Raw genomic sequence first — 16,489 nt, forward strand, 5'->3', positions numbered from 1 at the left:
CCGCCGTGGCGATTGGTTGTGTGACGCGGATTGCGCCGCACAAGTCTAACCGCACCGGCGGAGCCCCCACAACCGGGCGTGTCACCCGCGCGTCAGCCGAGCAGCGCGCTCCGCAGCGTGTCGAGACCGATGCTGCCGAGGGCGAGCGCACGACGGTGGAACGACTTCAGGTCGAAGTCGGCGCCTTCGCGGGCGGCCACCTCGTCGCGGATCGACTCCCACACGCGCTGGCCCACCTTGTACGACGGCGCCTGTCCGGGCCACCCGAAGTACCGTGCGACCTCGAACTGCACGAACGCGTCGTCCATGTTGACGTTCTCGCGCATGAAGTCGAGGGCGTACTCCCACGTCCAGCCGCCGCCGTCCGGGTTGGTCTTCTGCAGGTGCACGCCGATGTCGAGCACCACGCGGGCGGCACGCATGCGCTGGCCGTCGAGCATGCCCAGCCGGTCGCCGTCGTCGTCGAGGAACCCGAGCTGCTCCATCAGGCGCTCGGCGTAGAGCGCCCAGCCCTCGACGTGTCCGGACGAGCCGGACAGCTGGCGGCGCCACGTGTTCAGTTCACCGCGGTTGTAGACGCCCTGGCTGATCTGCAGGTGGTGACCGGGGACGCCCTCGTGGTAGACGGTCGTCTTCTCGCGCCAGGTGCCGAACTCGGTGACGCCCTCGGGCACCGACCACCACATCCGGCCAGCGCGCGAGAAGTCGTCGGACGGCCCGCTGTAGTAGATGCCGCCCTCCTGCGTCGGGGCGATGCGGCACTCCAGCCGGCGGATCGGGTCCGGGATGTCGAAGTACGTGCCGGCCATCGCCGCGACGGAGGCGTCGCTCGTCTCCTGCATCCAGCGCTGCAGGGCGTCCGTGCCGTGCAGGATCCGCGACGGGTCGGTGTCGAGCACCTCGATGGCCCGGGCGACGCTCGCACCCGGCTCGATCCGGTCCGCGATCCGCTCCTGCTCGTCACGCATGCGAGCGAGCTCCTCGAGGCCCCACTCGTACGTCTCGTCGAGGTCGACGACAGCACCGAGGAACCGGCGGGAGTGCAGCTCGTAGGCCTCGCGCCCGACGGCGTCGACCGGGGTGGCGAGCGGCAACAGCTCGTGCTCGAGGAACTGCCCGAGGCTCCGGTACGCGGCCGACGCGACCGCGGCCCCGCGGGTCAGGTCGGCACGGAGCGAGTCCGGCACGGGAGAGCCGTCGTCGAACGCCGCACCCTCGGCGAGCCGGCGGAAGAAGCCGTCCTCGGCACCGTTGCGGGCGGCCTGCTCCGCGAGCAGGGCGACCTGCCGCTTCGCCGGGGTGACGTCCTCGCGCGTGCCCTCGAGCAGGGTCTCGCGGATGCCCTCGAGCGCGTCCGGCAGCGCGTGCAGTCGGCTGGCGATGTCGTGCCAGTCCGACTCGGTCGCCGTCGGCATCAGGTCGATGATCTCGCGGACGGACTGGGCCGGGCTCGCGATCACGTTGAGGTCGCGGAGGTGCAGCTTCCGCGCGTACGACTCCTGCACCAGGTCGAGTTCGGCGCCGAGGTCCGCCTTCGTGACCTCGTCGACGGGGTCCACCGCGGCCGCGGCGTCGAGCGTGCGCTTCGCGGCCCGTGCCGCGTCGGCCAGGGCGGCCGCGCCGGCGGGCGAGGTGTCGCCGTACTCCCCGGTGCGACCCGGCACACCGATGTACGTGGCCGTCGTCGGGTCGAGGTCGACGAGGGTGGCGACCCATCCCTCGGCCACGTGGTCGACGGCGGTCTGCTGGCGGACGGGACGCTCTTCGCTCATGCTCCGACCCTACCCACGTCGGCAGGCGCCGTCGGCCGGGCGCGCATCGGACGGGAGGCCCGGTGCCAGCTGGCACCGGGCCTCCCGTCCGTCCTGTGGTCGCGTCGCGACCCGCGGTCAGTGCGCCGCGCTCTCCCAGTTCGCACCGAGACCGACCGAGACGTCGAGCGGCACGGTGAGTTCGGCAGCGTTGCCCATCCGGGTGCGCAGGATCTCCTCGACGCGGTCCTGCTCGCCGGGCGCGACCTCGAGGATGAGCTCGTCGTGCACCTGGAGCAGCAGGTGCGACTCGAGTCCGCCGTCGCGCAGGTCCTGGTCGACGCCGAGCATCGCGATCTTCATGATGTCGGCTGCCGAGCCCTGGATCGGCGCGTTCAGCGCGGCGCGCTCGGCGTTCTCGCGCAGGACGCGGTTCGGGCTCTTCAGGTCCGGGAACGGCCGGCGACGACCGAAGATCGTCTCGGTGTAGCCGTCCTCGCGCGCCTGCTCGACGACGTTGCGCAGGTAGTCGCGCACGGCGCCGAACCGGGCGAAGTACTCGGTCATGAGCGTCCGGGCCTCGGACTGCTCGATGCGGAGCTGCTTCGACAGCCCGAACGCGCTCAGCCCGTAGGCCAGGCCGTACGACATCGCCTTGACCTTGGTGCGCATCTCGGCGGAGACCTCGGACGGCTCGACACCGAACACGCGGGCGCCGACGAAGCGGTGCAGGTCCTCGCCCTCGTTGAAGGCCTGGATGAGACCGGGGTCGCCGGACAGGTGCGCCATGATGCGCATCTCGATCTGCGAGTAGTCGGCCGTGATGAGCGTCGTGTACGGCTCCGCGACGGCGAACGCCGACCGGACCCGGCGCCCGACCGCGGTCTTCACCGGGATGTTCTGCAGGTTCGGGTCGGTCGACGAGATGCGGCCGGTGCTGCTGCCGGTCTGCTCGTACCGGGTGTGGATGCGCCCGTCGACGATCGCCGCGTCGAGCGTGTCGACGATCTGGCGGAGCTTCGTGGCGTCGCGGTGCTGCAGCAGCAGGCCGAGGAACGGGTGCGGGTGCTGCTCCTGCAGGTCGGCCAGGCTCGCGGCGTCGGTCGAGAACCCGGTCTTCGTCTTGCGGGTCTTGGGCATCGCGAGTTCGGTGAACAGGACTTCCTGCAGCTGCTTCGGGGACCCGAGGTTCACCTCGTGCCCGATCTCGGCGAACGCCTGCTGCGCCAGGTCGGCGGCACGCTCCCCCAGTTCCTTCGACAACCCCGTGAGCACCGGTCGGTCGATGCCGACACCGATCGTCTCCATGCTCGCGAGCACCGACACCAGCGGGAGCTCGATGTCGTCGAGGACCTTGAGCGACGACTCGTCGATCCGGGCACGGAGCGCCGTGGTGACCCGCAGGACGAACCAGGCGTGCACGCCGACGTTCACCGGGTCGCTCTCCGGCACGAGCTGGTTCGGGTCGGCGGTGGGGAGCTCTTCGCCGAGCTCCTGGTAGACGAGGTCGGCCAGCGGCTGCCCCTGCTTGCCGGGCTGGGCGAGCCACCCCGTGATGCGGGCGTCGCCGGCGATGCCGTTCACGACGAAGCCCGCGGTCGCAAGCACCTTGATCGCGGTCTTGGCGTCGTGGAAGTGCTTCGGGGCGTCGGAGGCGAACCACGCCGACAGCTGCTCGTAGTCCTTCGCGCCGCTGCCACCGGGCACCTGGACGGCGTCGTCGTGCGTGGCGATGCCGATGGTGCTGAGTCGGCCGTCGATGACCTCGACCGCAACGCCGTAGCCGTTCGCCGCCTCGGACGCGTTGCGGCGCTCGAGCCAGTACCCGAGTTCCTCGTCGATCAGGGTCTTCACCGACGGCGGGGTCGCGGCACCGTCCGTCACCCCGCCCTCGGCCGGCTGCTCGGACGGCTCACCGGAGCCGGCGACCTTGAAGACGCGGTCGAGCAGCGTCCGGAACTGCAGCTTGGCGAACAGCTCGCGCACGGCGGTCTCGTCGAGGGGCCGGAGCGCGACGTCGGCCGGACCGACGGGCAGTTCGACGTCGGTGACCAGGCGGTTCAGCCGGCGGTTGCGGACGGCACGGTCCTGCTGCTCGCGCAGGTTGTTGCCGACGACGCCCTTGATCTCGTCGGCGTGTTCGAGGACCCCCTCGAGCGAGCCGTACTGCGTGACCCACTTCACCGCGGTCTTCTCGCCGACCTTGTCGATGCCGATCAGGTTGTCGCTGGTCTCGCCGACGAGCGCGGCGATGTCCGGGTACTGGTGCGGCTCGATGCCGTAGCGCTCGTACACCTTGTCGCGGTCGTACCGGGTGAGCTCGGAGACGCCACGGACCGACGGGTACAGCAGCGTCACGTCGTCGTTGACGAGCTGGATGGCGTCGCGGTCGCCGGAGACGACGTACACCTGGTACCCCTGCGCAGCACCCTGGGACGACAGGGTCGCGAGGATGTCGTCGGCCTCGTAGTCCTCCTTCGTCACGGTGGTGATGCCCATCGCCTCGAGCGCCTGCTGCAGCAGCGGGATCTGCCCCTTGAACTCGGCCGGGGTCTCGGAGCGGGTGCCCTTGTACGCCTCGTACTCACGGGTGCGGAACGAGAACCGGGAGATGTCGAACGCCACCGCCAGGTGCGTCGGCTTCTCGCGCTGCAGGAGCATGAGCAGCATCGAGATGAAGCCGTGGATGGCGTTCGTGTGCTGCCCGTCGCGGTTCACGAAACTGTCGACCGGCAGCGCGTAGAAGGCCCGGAAGGCGAGCGAGTGGCCGTCGATGACCATGAGGGTAGGCTTTGCGGAGTCCGACACCCGGACAGCCTACCGACGCCATCCGACACGGGAGTTCGAGCGCGTGACCGACGAAGCCACCATCACCGGGAACGTCGACGAGCGCCTCGCGGCCCGCGGGATGGGCGAGCTGGCCACCAAGATGGGCATGGTCATCACCGAGATGTCGGCCGACCGCGCCGTCGGCAGCATCCCGGTCGAGGGCAACCGCCAACCGGTCGGCCTGCTGCACGGGGGCGCCTACGTCGTCCTCGCCGAGAGCCTCGGTTCGATGGCCGCCAACGTGCACGCCGGCGAGGGCCGCTACGCCGTCGGCATCGAGCTGAACGCCTCGCACACCCGCAGCGCCACGTCCGGCACCGTCACCGGTGTCTGCACCGCGATCCACCTCGGCAACACGCTCACCACGCACGAGATCGTGCTCACCGACGACCAGGGGCGCCGCTGCTCCACCGTCCGCATCACCAACCTCATCCGCGAGGCACGCTGAACCCCTCGCACCGACGCAGGGAGTCCGTCATGGACTGGAAGATCGAACTCGTCATGGTCCCCGTCAGCGACGTCGACCGGGCCCGCGAGTTCTACGAACGCATCGGCTTCACGATCGACCACGACCAGCGCGTGTCCGACGACGTGCGGTTCGTGCAGGCCACCCCACCCGGGTCGGCGTGCTCGATCGCGTTCGGCGAGGGCATCATGTCCCCCGACGTCCAGCCCGGGTCGCTGAAGTCCGTCCAGGTGGTGGTGCCCGACGCCGACGAGGCCCTCGCCCACCTGCAGGGGCTCGGCGTGCACGCGATCGGTGTCGACGATCTGGCCTGGGGTCGCTTCGTCTTCTTCACCGACCCCGACGGCAACGCCTGGACACTCCAGCAGCTGCCCGCGCGCGGCTGAGGCACCGAGCGCTCAGTCCTCGGGCGGACGCTGCAGCAGCAGCCGTGCGTCGCCGAAGCCGAGCCGCCGGTAGAGCCGCTCCCCGTCGACGCTCGAGTGCACCGAGGTCCGCTCGACACCGAGGTCGTCCGCGATGTCGAGCAGCGCGGTGACGAGTCGTCCGGCGACGCCGAGCCCGCGCAGGTCGGGGTGCACGTAGACGGTCTGCACGTCGGCGGTCAGGCGTCGGCCCGGCCGGTCCGGGGTCGGCGGCCGGGCGACGAGTCCGAGCCACGCCATCCCGAGCACCGCACCGTCGCGCTCCGCGACCACGCACCGGTGCGTGTCCGGGTGTTCGAGTGCGAAGGCCGTCATCGCCGCGCGGTAGTCGTCCGGCGTCGCGGCCGGCTCGGCACCGCCCTCGCCGACACTCCACCGCCACCGCAGGTCGGCCACCGCTGGCATGTCGTCAGGCCGGGAGGCCCGGATCACAACGTCGTCCACCCCTCCAGCCTGCCAGGTGGTCGCCTCCACCGCCCCGCGCGCGTTGCGCTCGCGCATGCGTCCGCACACTTCGACAGAGCACGCGTCGATCGACCGGTGGCTCGTCGCAACATGCACACGCACCGAGCGCCCCGCGCGCCGGGAACGCAGCAGCGCCGCCGGACCGGGGTCCGACGGCGCTGGTGTGAGCGACGGGTGGTGCTACTTCTTGGCGCTGAGCTGCTCGATGATCGCCTTGGCGACGTCGTGCATGGTCAGACGGCGGTCCATCGAGGCCTTCTGGATCCAGCGGAACGCCTCGGGCTCGGTGAGGCCCATCTTCTCGTTGAGCAGGCCCTTGGCACGGTCGACGAGCTTGCGGGTCTCGAAGCGCTCGACCAGGTCGGCGACCTCGGCCTCGAGCGTGATGATCTGCTGGTACCGCGAGAGGGCGATCTCGATCGCGGGGAGCAGGTCGTTCGGGGTGAACGGCTTGACCACGTAGGCCAGCGCGCCGGCCTCGGTCGCACGCTCGACGAGGTCCTTCTGGCTGAACGCCGTGAGGAGGACCACCGGAGCGATGTGGTTCTTGGACAGCTTCTCGGCTGCGGAGATGCCGTCGAGCTGGGGCATCTTGACGTCCATCACGACGAGGTCGGGGCGGAGGTCGGTGGCGAGCTGCACGGCGGTCTCGCCGTCGCCGGCCTCGCCCACCACGTCGAACCCGTTGTCGCGGAGGATCTCGACGATGTCGAGGCGGATGAGCGACTCGTCCTCGGCGACGACGACGCGGCGCGGTGCTGTTGCAGTTGCAGTTGCTTCTGTGTCACTCACAGCCGCAAGCCTACTAGACGTCAGAAGTGCTTCATGTCAGCACACGGCTCAGGTTGCCAGAAAGCGTTGTACGAGTGGCGGGACTTGAACCCGCACGCCGTGAGGCAGAGCATTTTGAGTGCCCCGTGTCTGCCGATTCCACCACACTCGCGAGACCTCCAGGCTAGCAGGACCCCCGCCCCTCGACCGCCGCCGGCAGCCGCAGCTCGAACACCGCACCGCCGAGCACGCCGGCTTCGCCGTCCACGCCGACCTCGGCGTGCTGCAGGGACCCGCCGTGCGCCTCGGCGATGCCCCGTGCGATCGGCAGACCCAGTCCGGCCCCGCCGGACCGGGCGTCGCGAGCGGCCTCGAGCCGGACGAGTCGGTCGAACACCCGCGCACGGTCCTGGGTCGGGATGCCCGGACCGTCGTCCGCCACCCGGACCACGGGGCCGGCCCCCGGATCGTCGAGGGAGACGACGATCCTGCCAGCGGGCCCCGCTGCTCGGGCGGCGTTGTCGACGAGGTTGCCGACGACCTGGGCGAGCCGCTCGGCGTCGACGTCGGCGGAGACGGGCCGCTCGGGCACCACGACCTCGAGTGCGACGGACGGCAGCCGTACCCGCAGCCGGTCGCTCTCCGCGACGAGGAAGGCACCGAGGTCCACCGGTCGTCGGTCGAGCTCGATCCCCCGGTCGAGGCGGGCCATCGTGAGCATGTCCTCGATGAGCCGTGCGGCTCGGTCGGCCTGGCGGACGACGTGCACGGCGAGCACCTCGCGCGTGGCGACGTCGCCGCCACCGTCGCGCACGAGGGTGTCGGCCGCTGCCCGGACCCCGGCCACCGGCGTCCGCAGCTCGTGCGCGGCATCCGAGAGGAACGAGCGGACCCGTGCCTCCGCCGCGACGGCCTCGCGCTCCGCGCCCTCGACGGCATCGAGCATCTCGTCCAGGGCGACGGCGACGCGGCCGATCTCGGTGTCCTGCCGCGAGGGCCGGAGTCGCCGTCCGCGGTCGCCGCCCGCGATCGACCGCGCGGTCGTCGCCATCTCGTCGAGCGGCCGCAGGGACCGCCGGACGACGAGCACCACCCCGAGGACGGCGACCCCGAGGAACGCCGCGGAGGCACCGCCCATCACCCAGCCGAGCTGCACCAGGGTGTCCTGCACGTCGCGGGTCCCGGCGGTCAGGGTGATGCGCGTGCCGTCGTCGAGTCGGCTCACGAGGGTGAGCACCCCGTCGTCCTCGCGCACGGACGACGACGTGACCGTGGCGCCGTCCTCGGTGGTCGTGGGCGTCGCCGCGGCCGTGGGCGTCGTCCCGCCGACGAGCCCGCTGCCCCGCGGCACCGTCGCCGGCAGGCCTCCTGGATCCGGCGGGCCCGTCCGCAGCTGGTCCGGCGTCGGACCAGCCTCGACGGCCCCGCCGTCCGGCTGGACGATGCGCACCGACAGGCCCTGCGCGGAGAGCCGGTCGGCGAGGTCCTCGGCGTCGACGGTCCCGACGAGTGCGGCGGCGGCAGATGCGCGGTCGCGGAGCCGGTCCTCGGCCTGGGCGCGCAGCCGGATGCCGAGCAGCACCTCGACGGCGACCGCCAGCCCGGCGAGCAGCACCGCGAGCAGGACCACGATCGCGACGACCGTGCGCAGCCGCAACGAGGTCGTGCGGAGCGCACCGTCGTGGACCCTCACGCCGCCGACCGCTCGTCGCTCAGCCGGTACCCGATGCCGCGGACGGTGTGCACGAGCCGCGGCCCGTGCGCCTCCATCTTCCGTCGGAGGGCGCTGAGGTGGACCTCGACGACGTTCGCCGCGACGTCGTCGTAGCCCCACACCTGCGTCGTGATCTGCCCCTTCGACACCGTGCGGCCCCGGCTCTCGGCGAGGAACCGCAGCAGGCGGAACTCCGTCGCGGTGAGGTCGAGCAGGACACCGGCACGCCGAGCGGTGGCGGCGTCCGGGTCGAGGACGAGGTCGCCGACCTCGACGACCGACGGGATCCGCCCGCGCCGCCGGAGCACCGCCGTCACCCGCGCCACCAGCTCGGCCATCGCGAACGGCTTCACCACGTAGTCGTCGGCGCCCTCGGCGAACCCGCGCAACCGCTCGTCGAGCTCGTCCCGCGCGGTCATCATCACGACGGCGGCATCCGAGGTGGAGCGCACCCGGCCGGCGAGCACGATGCCGCTCGGCCCGGGCAGCATCCAGTCCAGCAGGACGAGGTCGGGCGCGGCGCGGCGGAGGTCCTCGACGAGGTCGCGTCCGTCGGACGCCTCGGCGACGAGGAAGCCCTCGGCACGCAGGGTCGTCGCGACGGAGGTCCGGATGGAGTCGTCGTCGTCGACGACCAGGATTCGAGCGGGAACAGGCACGGCGGACACCGTAGGGCGCTCCGGCGGCCACCGAGCATGGAGGACGCTGGAGAACCCCTGTGCTTCAGGCATGCTTCAGATTCGGACTCGAGCGTCGTCTCCAGTGGCGGATCACCCGGATCCGCCCGGACACGGAACGGATCCCCCATGCGCGACGAACGAGACGACTCGACCACCACTGCCACCCCGCGACGCGGTGCCCTCCTGCGACGGATCGGCATCGGCACGGCCGCGGCCGCGGTCCTGGTGCTCGGCGGGTTCGGCATCGCCACGGCGAACGCCGCGACGACCACCCCGGCGCCGAGCACCCCGACGGGCGCACCGAGCGGTGCTCCGACCAGCGCGACCACACCGGCTCCGGCTCCGGCCGACGGCGACGCCGCGACGCCGCCCGCTCCGGCCGACGGCGACGCCGCGACGCTGCCCGCTCCGCCCGAGGGCGGCCCCGCGACGGCGCCCGGCTGCACGGCGCTGCCGAAGGCCGGCGGCCCCGCGACGATGCCCGCGCCGCCGAAGGGCGACGAGGGGAAGACACCCACCCCGCCGAAGGACGGCGCGAAGCCCACCGCACCCACCCCGCCGAAGGACGGCGCGAAGCCCACGGCACCCACCCCGCCGGCTCCCGACGCGACCACGACCCCGGCGCCGACCACCGGTTCCTGATCACCAGGCCGGGAGGCGCGCGCCGTCGGCGGCCTCGACCGCGCGGGGCGCGCCTCCAGGCCGGGTCGTCCCGACCGGTTCAGGGACCCTCGAGCGCCTCGATCGCCGCCACGAGACCGGCCCGTCGCGGCGACCGCCGCGGCAGGACCGCGAGCAGCGCGCGGAGCACGCGCGCGTCCGCCGCCCCGTCCGGCGTCCGCGCCCACGCGAGCAGCGCCTCGACGCTGCCGTCCGCGACGACCGACTCGCGGAACCGACCGCGCACCAGGTCGCGCACGGCGTCCACCCCCGGCGCGGCCGACCCCGGCAGGACGGGTCCGGTGTACCGGTCGACGGCCTGGAGGCGCGCCCCGCGGTCGAGCGCGGACAGCACGGTGTCGACGTCGGTCGCCATCCCGGTCACCCGGTACGGTCGCGACGTCACGGTCACGCCCGACGCGTGCTCCGCGAGGACCCGTCGGAGCCGCACCACCTCGGCGCGCAGCGTCACGACGGCGCAGGCGTCGCCGTACACGGCGTGCGCGAGGTCGGCGGCCGCCAACCCGTCGGGGTGCGCGGCGAGGACGACGAGGAGCTCGGAGTGCCGCGCGGACAGGTGGACCCGGCGGTCGTGGACGCGCAGGACGGCGGTGTCGGTCCCGAGCACCGACAGTTCCGCGCCGGGTGCGCGCGGCGTCGACGCGGCGGACGCCGGGAACCGGCTCGCGGCCAGGACGAGCCGTGCCTCGGCGGCGGCGACCGTGGCGGTGAGGAGCGACAGGGTGTGCCGTTCGACGGCCCGGTCGTCGCCCGTCAGGTCGAGCACGCCGACGGTGGCTCCGTGGGCGTCGTGCACGGGCACGGCGGTGCACGACCACGGCTTGACGGCGTTCGCGTAGTGCTCGTCGGAGCGGATCTGCACCGGTCGATCCAGCCGCAGTGCGGTGCCGGGCGCGCTCGTACCGACGCGGTCCTCGGCCCAGTCGGCCCCGGGGACGAAGCCCATGTCCTCCGCAGCACGTCGGGCCGTCCGCGCGCCGTCGACCCACACCAGCCGACCCGAGGCGTCGCCGACGGCGAGGACACAGCCAGCCGATCGGGTGTCGTCGAGCAGCAGGTGCCGGACCACGGGCAGCAGGGTGGCGAGGGGGCCGTCCCGGCGAGCGGCGTCGAGCTCGTCGTCACCGAGTGCGAGCGCAGGGACCCCATCCGGGTCGACCGCTGCAGACCGTCGCCAGGACGCGGCGACGAGCGGGCGGAGCCGGTCGGGTGCGCGCATGCGTCCTCCGATCGGCCCCACCCGCCGCACCGTCGCGACGAGTCCGGCCAGCCTACGTCCGGTGCGCGACCGGGACCAGGCCGAGATCGGCCAGCTCGGCGTCGTCGAACATCCGCGACCGGGTCAGGAACCGCTTGCCCTCGGGGCTCTCGACCGAGAACCCGCCGCCGCGACCGTCGACGACGTCGATCGTGAGGTGCGTGTACTTCCAGTACTCGAACTGCGACACCGACATGTACACCTCGACGGGGTCGATGCCGTCGACCTCGACTGCCCCGAGCAGGACGTCGCCGGAGCCGGTCCGGAACATGCCGACGGGGTAGCACATCGGGCTCGAGCCGTCGCAGCAGCCGCCCGACTGGTGGAACATCAGCGGGCCGTGCCGGGCGGCGAGGGTGCGCAGGAGCTCCCCCGCCGCCGGCGTGACCGCCACGCGTGCGGTGTCGGGCATCAGAAGAAGCCCATCGGACCGTCGGCGTAGGACACGAGCAGGTTCTTCGTCTGCTGGTAGTGGTCGAGCATCATCTTGTGGTTCTCGCGCCCGATGCCGGACTGCTTGTACCCACCGAACGCCGCTCCCGCCGGGTACTGGTGGTACGTGTTCGACCACACGCGTCCGGCCTGGATGTCACGGCCGGCACGGTACAGCGTCGTGGCCTCGCGGCTCCACACCCCGGCACCGAGTCCGTAGAGGGTGTCGTTGGCCGTGGCGATCGCGTCGTCGTAGCCGCTGAAGGACGTCAGCGCGAGGACCGGACCGAAGATCTCCTCCTGGAAGATCCGCATCGAGTTCACGCCCTCGAACACCGTCGGCGTGACGTAGTACCCGCCGGAGAGCTCCCCGCCGAGGTCCGCGCGCTCGCCACCCGTGAGCAGCTTCGCGCCCTCCTGCTTGCCGATGTCGATGTAGCTCAGGATCTTCTCGAGCTGGTCGTTCGACGCCTGGGCGCCGATCATCGTGGACAGGTCGAGCGGGTGGCCCTGCTTGACGGCGCGCACCCGGTCGAGGCCGTCGGCGACGAACCCGTCGTAGATCTCCTTCGCCACGAGCGCCCGGGACGGACACGTGCAGACCTCGCCCTGGTTGAGGTTGAAGAAGGTGAAGCCCTCGAGCGCCTTGTCGTAGAACGAGTCCTTCTCGGCAGCGACGTCGGGGAAGAACACGTTCGGGCTCTTGCCGCCGAGCTCGAGCGTCACCGGGATGAGGCTCTGCGAGGCGTACTGCATGATCAGCCGACCGGTGGTGGTCTCGCCGGTGAACGCGATCTTCCGGATGTCCGGGTGCTGGGCGAGTGGTGCGCCGACCTCGATGCCGAAGCCGTTGACGACGTTGAGCACGCCGGCGGGCAGGAGGTCGCGGATGAGCTCGACGAGCACGTGGATCGACGCCGGGGTCTGCTCGGCGGGCTTCAGCACGACGCAGTTGCCCGCGGCCAGGGCCGGCGCGAGCTTCCACACGGCCATCAGGATCGGGAAGTTCCACGGGATGATCTGTCCGACGACGCCGAGCGGTTCGTGGAAGTGGTACGCCACGGTGTCGTGGTCGATCTCGCCGGCCGAGCCCTCCTGCGCGCGGATCGCTCCGGCGAAGTACCGGAAGTGGTCGATCGCGAGCGGGATGTCGGCGCCGAGGGTCTCGCGGATCGGCTTGCCGTTCTCCCACGTCTCGGCGACGGCGAGCATCTCGAGGTGCTCCTCCATCCGGTCGGCGATCTTGTTCAGGATGACCGCGCGCTCCGCGGCGCTCGTCCGCCCCCAGGTCGGGAACGCCTTCCAGCCCGCCGCCACCGCACGGTCGACGTCGGTGGAGTCACCGCGCGCGACCTCGGTGAAGACCTTGCCGGTGACGGGGGTGGGGTTCTCGAAGTACTGCCCGCTCGCCGACGGGACGTACTCGCCGCCGATGAAGTGGTCGTACCGCGATCGGTACTGCACGAGGGAGCCCGGTTCGCCGGGTGCGGCGTAGCTGGTGGGCGATGGTGCGATGGTCATGGTGTTGGCCTTTCGACGACGCTGTCGGGGCACGCACGGTTCGCGTGCTGCTCGCACCGTACGACCGCGGGGGTTGCATCCGGTTGCACGGGCTCACGCCGGCTCGGGCCCGAGGACCGCACGGGCTCGCCGTCGGCCGGGTAGCGTTCGGGACTCCAGCGGGTCCGATCAGGAGGAGTGTCCGTGGATTCTCGTGCCGTCCGCACGTTCCGGGTGTTCGTCGTCGTCACGGCGGTCGTCGCGATCGCCCTGGGGATCGTCGCCATCGTGTGGCCCCGGCCGTCGCTCGTCCTCGTGGCGCTGCTGTTCGGCGTGTACCTCGTCGTCGCCGGCGCCCTGCGGGTCGTGGCTGCGGCGCGCGGGCACGGGACACCGACGGTGTGGCGGTGGACCTCCGGGATCGTCGGTGCGCTCGTCGCGGTCGCCGGACTCGTCGCGCTGCTCGACCCGGCGATCCCCCTGGTCGTCTACGCCGTGCTCGCCGGGGTCGGCTTCGTGATCGAGGGCATCGTGTCGATCGTCGGCGGCTTCGTCGGCCACCCCGGGTCGTCCCGGGTGCCGACGCTGGTGAGCGGCGTGCTGTCGATCCTCGGCGGCGTCGTCGTGCTCGTGGCGCCCGGCCTCGCGCTCACGGTGTTCATGGTCTTCGCCGGCATCGCCCTCATCGTCGTCGGTGCCGCAGCCCTGCTGCTGCTCCCGCCGCGAGCCGCCGTCCGCCGCTAGGCGTCAGGCGGCCCCGGTGCCGAACAGCAGCCCGAGCGCGTAGGTCACGACCGCGGCGCCGAACCCGATCGCCAGCTGCCGGAACGCCCGCTTGCCCGGCGAGGCACCGCTCAGCACGCCGACGACCGCACCGGTGCCGAGCAGGGCGAGACCGACGAGCGTGCCGGCGACCGCGATGGCCGCCCACCCCTGCATGCCGAACAGGAACGGCACGACCGGGATGATCGCGCCCGACGCGAAGAACAGGAAGCTCGACACCGCGGCACTCAGGCCGTTGCCCACCGCCTCGTGGTCGTCGGTGACGGTGACGGGACCGGTCGACGGGTGTCGCTCACCGATGCCGGACAGCACGTGCGCTGCGTGCTCGGTCGCCTCGGCCTCGGACATCCCGCGGGCGCGGTACACCAGGGCCAGCTCGTTCGCGTCGACGTCGAGGTCCGCCACGGCGCGGCCGGCCTCGGGGTGCGGTGCGGACGCCTCGAGCAGTTCACGCTGCGACCGGACCGACACGTACTCCCCCGCACCCATCGACAGGGCGCCGGCGAGCAGGCCCGCGATGCCGCTCAGCAGGACGAAGTGCCGGTCGGCGCCCGACGCGCTGATGCCGATGATGAGGGCCAGGTTCGACACGAGTCCGTCGTTGGCGCCGAACACCGCCGCGCGGAACGTGCCGGACAGGCGCATCCGACCGCGGTTCGCGAGCCCGCGCACCACCTCGCCGTGGATGCGCTCGTCGGCCGCCATGCTCGCCGTCGCGTCGTCGTCGTCGGCGTACGGCGAGCGGTCCTCGGCGCGCTGCATCAACGCGAGGACGAACACCGACCCGAAGCGCTTCGCCAGCGTCGCGAGGACCCGGGTGCGCAGACTGCCCCGCTGCGGACGCCCGACGTCGTCACCGAGCAGGTCGAGCCAGTGCTGCTCGTGCCGCCCCTCGGCCTCGGCCAGCGCGGCCAGGATCTCGCGTTCCTCGCCGGACCGCCGAGCGGCCAGGTTGCGGTACACCGCGCCCTCGGCGCGTTCGTCGGCCAGGTAGCGTCGCCAGCGGCGGACGTCGGCGCGCGGCGCCGGGTGTTCGGTCTGGAGGCTCACAGCAGCCATCCTGCCGCGTACGGCCGACCGGTGGTCGCCACCAGGGCCGTGGAGACGCGGCAGGGCACGGACCGGAGGCGACGCGTGTTCGTGCGCCGTGCCTCCCGTCCGCGCCCTGTCGGCGTCGGGATCCTGCGGATCAGTCCCGCACGTAGGCCGGAGCGGCCTCGGCGTGGGCGTCGCCCACCCGGTGCACGCGCAGGTCGTTCGTCGAGCCCTCGATCCCGGGAGGCGAACCGGCCGTCACGATGACGCGGTCGCCGGGGGCGGCCAGGCCGTTCTCGAGCAGGACGTCGTCCACCTGCGAGAAGAGCTCGTCGGTGTGGGTCTTGCGCTCGACCAGGAACGACCGGACGCCCCAGGTGAGCGCCATGCGGCGACGCGTGGCCTCGTTCGGGGTGAAGGCGATGATCGGCAGGCCGTGGCGCAGACGCGACATGCGGCGCGCCGAGTCGCCGGACTCGGTGAACACGCAGAGGTACGAGGCCTCGGTGAACTCCGCGATCTCGACCGCGGCGAGGGTGATCGCCCCGCCGAGGGTGCGCGGCTTGGTGCCGAGCGGCGCGATGCGCTCGAGGCCGTGGTCCTCGGTCGACTCGACGATGCGGGCCATCGTGCGGACGGTCTGCACCGGGTACTCGCCGACGCTGGTCTCGCCCGAGAGCATGACCGCGTCCGCACCGTCGAGGACGGCGTTCGCGACGTCGGAGGTCTCGGCGCGGGTCGGGATCGGCGACGAGATCATCGACTCGAGCATCTGGGTCGCGACGATGACCGGCTTCGCCATGCGGCGGGCGAGCTCGACGGCGCGCTTCTGCACGATCGGGACGGCCTCGAGCGGGAGCTCGACGCCGAGGTCACCGCGGGCGACCATGATGCTGTCGAAGGCGTCGATGATCTCCTCGAGCGCGTCCACGGCCTGCGGCTTCTCGATCTTCGCGATGACGGGGAGGCGCTTGCCCTCCTCGTCCATGATCTCGTGCGCGCGGACGACGTCCGAGGCGTTGCGGACGAACGAGAGCGCGATGAGGTCGGCACCCTGGCGGATGCCCCAGCGGAGGTCGGCCTCGTCCTTCTCGCTCAGCGCCGGGACGTTGACGGCGACGCCGGGCAGGTTGATGCCCTTGTTGTTCGACACCGTGCCGCCGACGACGACCTCGGTGCGCACGCGGACGCCGTCGGTGTCGAGCACGCGCAGGCGGACCCGACCGTCGTCGATGAGCAGCGGGTCGCCGGGCTTGACGTCCTGGGGCAGGCCCTTGAACGTCGTGCCGCAGATCTCCTTGGAACCGGGGACGTCCTCGGTCGTGATCGTGAACACGTCGCCGACCGCCAGGTCGTGCGGGCCGTCGGCGAACTTGGCCAGACGGATCTTCGGACCCTGCAGGTCGACGAGGATCGCGACCGGCTTGCCGAGCTCCTCGGCAGCGCGACGGACGTTCACGTAGTTGGCCTCGTGGACGCTGTAGTCACCGTGGCTGAGGTTGAGTCGGGCGACGTCGACGCCCGCTTCGATGATCTCCTTGACGGTCTCGTAGTCCGACGTTGCCGGTCCGAGCGTCGAAACGATCTTTGCGCGTCTCAATGGATTCCTTCGTGGTGGTGGGTGATGCTCTGGTTTCCGCGCTGTGGGGCCGCGCGGAACGAAGCGAGGCCACCAGCACCTTATCGAGTGCTGGTGGCC

Annotated in this window: 15 protein-coding genes and 1 tRNA gene; 4 read left to right on the forward strand and 12 right to left on the reverse strand. The window is 72.0% G+C overall.

Features of this window, described 5'->3' with window-relative positions; translation table 11 throughout:
- Positions 1 to 92 precede the first annotated feature (92 nt).
- Together ITJ60_RS10075 and polA are read right to left on the reverse strand one after the other, a co-directional pair.
- Entirely contained in the window at positions 93 to 1,772 is a 1,680-nt protein-coding gene (locus ITJ60_RS10075; protein WP_194647821.1) for a DUF885 domain-containing protein, read from the reverse strand.
- Between the two features lie 117 nt (positions 1,773 to 1,889).
- Positions 1,890 to 4,532, reverse strand: coding sequence for a DNA polymerase I (polA, locus tag ITJ60_RS10080; protein ID WP_228510014.1), 2,643 nt, complete (start codon positions 4,530 to 4,532; stop codon positions 1,890 to 1,892).
- Positions 4,533 to 4,659: 127 nt separating this feature from the next.
- On the opposite strand from polA, the gene ITJ60_RS10085 reads away from it, so the two are divergent.
- Positions 4,660 to 5,028 carry a PaaI family thioesterase gene (locus tag ITJ60_RS10085; RefSeq protein WP_131846571.1) on the forward strand — a complete coding sequence of 123 codons (369 nt, stop codon included), beginning with the start codon at positions 4,660 to 4,662 and terminating at the stop codon, positions 5,026 to 5,028.
- A 29-nt stretch (positions 5,029 to 5,057) separates the two neighbouring features.
- Entirely contained in the window at positions 5,058 to 5,432 is a 375-nt protein-coding gene (locus ITJ60_RS10090) for a VOC family protein (RefSeq protein WP_194647823.1), read from the forward strand.
- Between the two features lie 12 nt (positions 5,433 to 5,444).
- Here ITJ60_RS10090 and ITJ60_RS10095 read toward each other — a convergent pair whose 3' ends face one another.
- From ITJ60_RS10095 to ITJ60_RS10115, 5 genes are all read right to left on the reverse strand, one after another.
- Positions 5,445 to 5,876: a GNAT family N-acetyltransferase gene (locus tag ITJ60_RS10095; RefSeq protein WP_194647824.1), complete on the reverse strand. Its 432-nt coding sequence runs from the start codon at positions 5,874 to 5,876 to the stop codon at positions 5,445 to 5,447.
- A 240-nt stretch (positions 5,877 to 6,116) separates the two neighbouring features.
- The gene (locus tag ITJ60_RS10100) at positions 6,117 to 6,728 is read right to left on the reverse strand and encodes an ANTAR domain-containing response regulator (RefSeq protein ID WP_194647825.1); all 612 of its coding nucleotides are present in this window, start codon (positions 6,726 to 6,728) and stop codon (positions 6,117 to 6,119) included.
- Positions 6,729 to 6,797: 69 nt separating this feature from the next.
- Positions 6,798 to 6,879, reverse strand: a tRNA-Leu gene (locus tag ITJ60_RS10105).
- Between the two features lie 12 nt (positions 6,880 to 6,891).
- Positions 6,892 to 8,400, reverse strand: coding sequence for an ATP-binding protein (locus ITJ60_RS10110; protein ID WP_194647826.1), 1,509 nt, complete (start codon positions 8,398 to 8,400; stop codon positions 6,892 to 6,894).
- Positions 8,397 to 9,080 carry a response regulator transcription factor gene (locus ITJ60_RS10115; RefSeq protein WP_323749147.1) on the reverse strand — a complete coding sequence of 228 codons (684 nt, stop codon included), beginning with the start codon at positions 9,078 to 9,080 and terminating at the stop codon, positions 8,397 to 8,399. The genes ITJ60_RS10110 and ITJ60_RS10115 overlap by 4 nt, the downstream gene beginning before the upstream one ends.
- Positions 9,081 to 9,227: 147 nt before the next feature.
- Here ITJ60_RS10115 and ITJ60_RS10120 point away from each other — a divergent pair, with 147 nt between their 5' ends.
- The gene (locus tag ITJ60_RS10120; protein ID WP_194647827.1) at positions 9,228 to 9,743 is read left to right on the forward strand and encodes a hypothetical protein; all 516 of its coding nucleotides are present in this window, start codon (positions 9,228 to 9,230) and stop codon (positions 9,741 to 9,743) included.
- 79 nt (positions 9,744 to 9,822) lie between these two features.
- On the opposite strand, the gene ITJ60_RS10125 is transcribed toward ITJ60_RS10120, so the two are convergent.
- Genes ITJ60_RS10125 through ITJ60_RS10135 form a run of 3 tightly spaced genes read right to left on the reverse strand, consistent with a single transcriptional unit; the run spans position 9,823 to position 12,993 of the window.
- On the reverse strand, positions 9,823 to 11,001 hold the full coding sequence (locus tag ITJ60_RS10125) for a GAF domain-containing protein (RefSeq protein ID WP_194647828.1): 1,179 nt from the start codon (positions 10,999 to 11,001) through the stop codon (positions 9,823 to 9,825).
- A gap of 52 nt (positions 11,002 to 11,053) precedes the next feature.
- Positions 11,054 to 11,452 (reverse strand): DUF779 domain-containing protein, encoded by a 399-nt coding sequence (locus ITJ60_RS10130; RefSeq protein WP_194647829.1) that lies wholly within the window; start codon positions 11,450 to 11,452, stop codon positions 11,054 to 11,056.
- The gene (locus tag ITJ60_RS10135) at positions 11,452 to 12,993 is read right to left on the reverse strand and encodes an aldehyde dehydrogenase family protein (RefSeq protein ID WP_123294335.1); all 1,542 of its coding nucleotides are present in this window, start codon (positions 12,991 to 12,993) and stop codon (positions 11,452 to 11,454) included. Before ITJ60_RS10135 ends, ITJ60_RS10130 begins: the two co-directional genes overlap by 1 nt.
- 183 nt (positions 12,994 to 13,176) lie before the next feature.
- On the opposite strand from ITJ60_RS10135, the gene ITJ60_RS10140 reads away from it, so the two are divergent.
- Positions 13,177 to 13,716 (forward strand): HdeD family acid-resistance protein, encoded by a 540-nt coding sequence (locus ITJ60_RS10140; protein ID WP_165901426.1) that lies wholly within the window; start codon positions 13,177 to 13,179, stop codon positions 13,714 to 13,716.
- A 3-nt stretch (positions 13,717 to 13,719) separates the two neighbouring features.
- On the opposite strand, the gene ITJ60_RS10145 is transcribed toward ITJ60_RS10140, so the two are convergent.
- Both ITJ60_RS10145 and pyk read right to left on the reverse strand, forming a co-directional pair.
- A complete protein-coding gene (locus tag ITJ60_RS10145) occupies positions 13,720 to 14,814 on the reverse strand; it encodes a VIT1/CCC1 transporter family protein (RefSeq protein WP_194647830.1) in 1,095 nt (364 codons plus the stop codon).
- Positions 14,815 to 14,944: 130 nt separating this feature from the next.
- A complete protein-coding gene (gene pyk / locus ITJ60_RS10150) occupies positions 14,945 to 16,390 on the reverse strand; it encodes a pyruvate kinase (RefSeq protein ID WP_123294333.1) in 1,446 nt (481 codons plus the stop codon).
- Positions 16,391 to 16,489: the final 99 nt, after the last annotated feature.

Origin of the sequence: Curtobacterium sp. VKM Ac-2884 (assembly GCF_015350945.1) — a bacterium.
Lineage (GTDB): Bacteria > Actinomycetota > Actinomycetes > Actinomycetales > Microbacteriaceae > Curtobacterium.

Coding starts and splice junctions, on each gene's coding strand:
- ITJ60_RS10075 (WP_194647821.1), bottom strand. CDS start 1,772: ATGAGCGAAGAGCGTCCCGTCCGCCAGCAGACCGCCGTCGACCACGTG.
- polA (WP_228510014.1), bottom strand. CDS start 4,532: ATGGTCATCGACGGCCACTCGCTCGCCTTCCGGGCCTTCTACGCGCTG.
- ITJ60_RS10085 (WP_131846571.1), top strand. CDS start 4,660: ATGGGCGAGCTGGCCACCAAGATGGGCATGGTCATCACCGAGATGTCG.
- ITJ60_RS10090 (WP_194647823.1), top strand. CDS start 5,058: ATGGACTGGAAGATCGAACTCGTCATGGTCCCCGTCAGCGACGTCGAC.
- ITJ60_RS10095 (WP_194647824.1), bottom strand. CDS start 5,876: ATGCCAGCGGTGGCCGACCTGCGGTGGCGGTGGAGTGTCGGCGAGGGC.
- ITJ60_RS10120 (WP_194647827.1), top strand. CDS start 9,228: ATGCGCGACGAACGAGACGACTCGACCACCACTGCCACCCCGCGACGC.
- ITJ60_RS10125 (WP_194647828.1), bottom strand. CDS start 11,001: ATGCGCGCACCCGACCGGCTCCGCCCGCTCGTCGCCGCGTCCTGGCGA.
- ITJ60_RS10130 (WP_194647829.1), bottom strand. CDS start 11,452: ATGCCCGACACCGCACGCGTGGCGGTCACGCCGGCGGCGGGGGAGCTC.
- ITJ60_RS10135 (WP_123294335.1), bottom strand. CDS start 12,993: ATGACCATCGCACCATCGCCCACCAGCTACGCCGCACCCGGCGAACCG.
- ITJ60_RS10145 (WP_194647830.1), bottom strand. CDS start 14,814: ATGGCTGCTGTGAGCCTCCAGACCGAACACCCGGCGCCGCGCGCCGAC.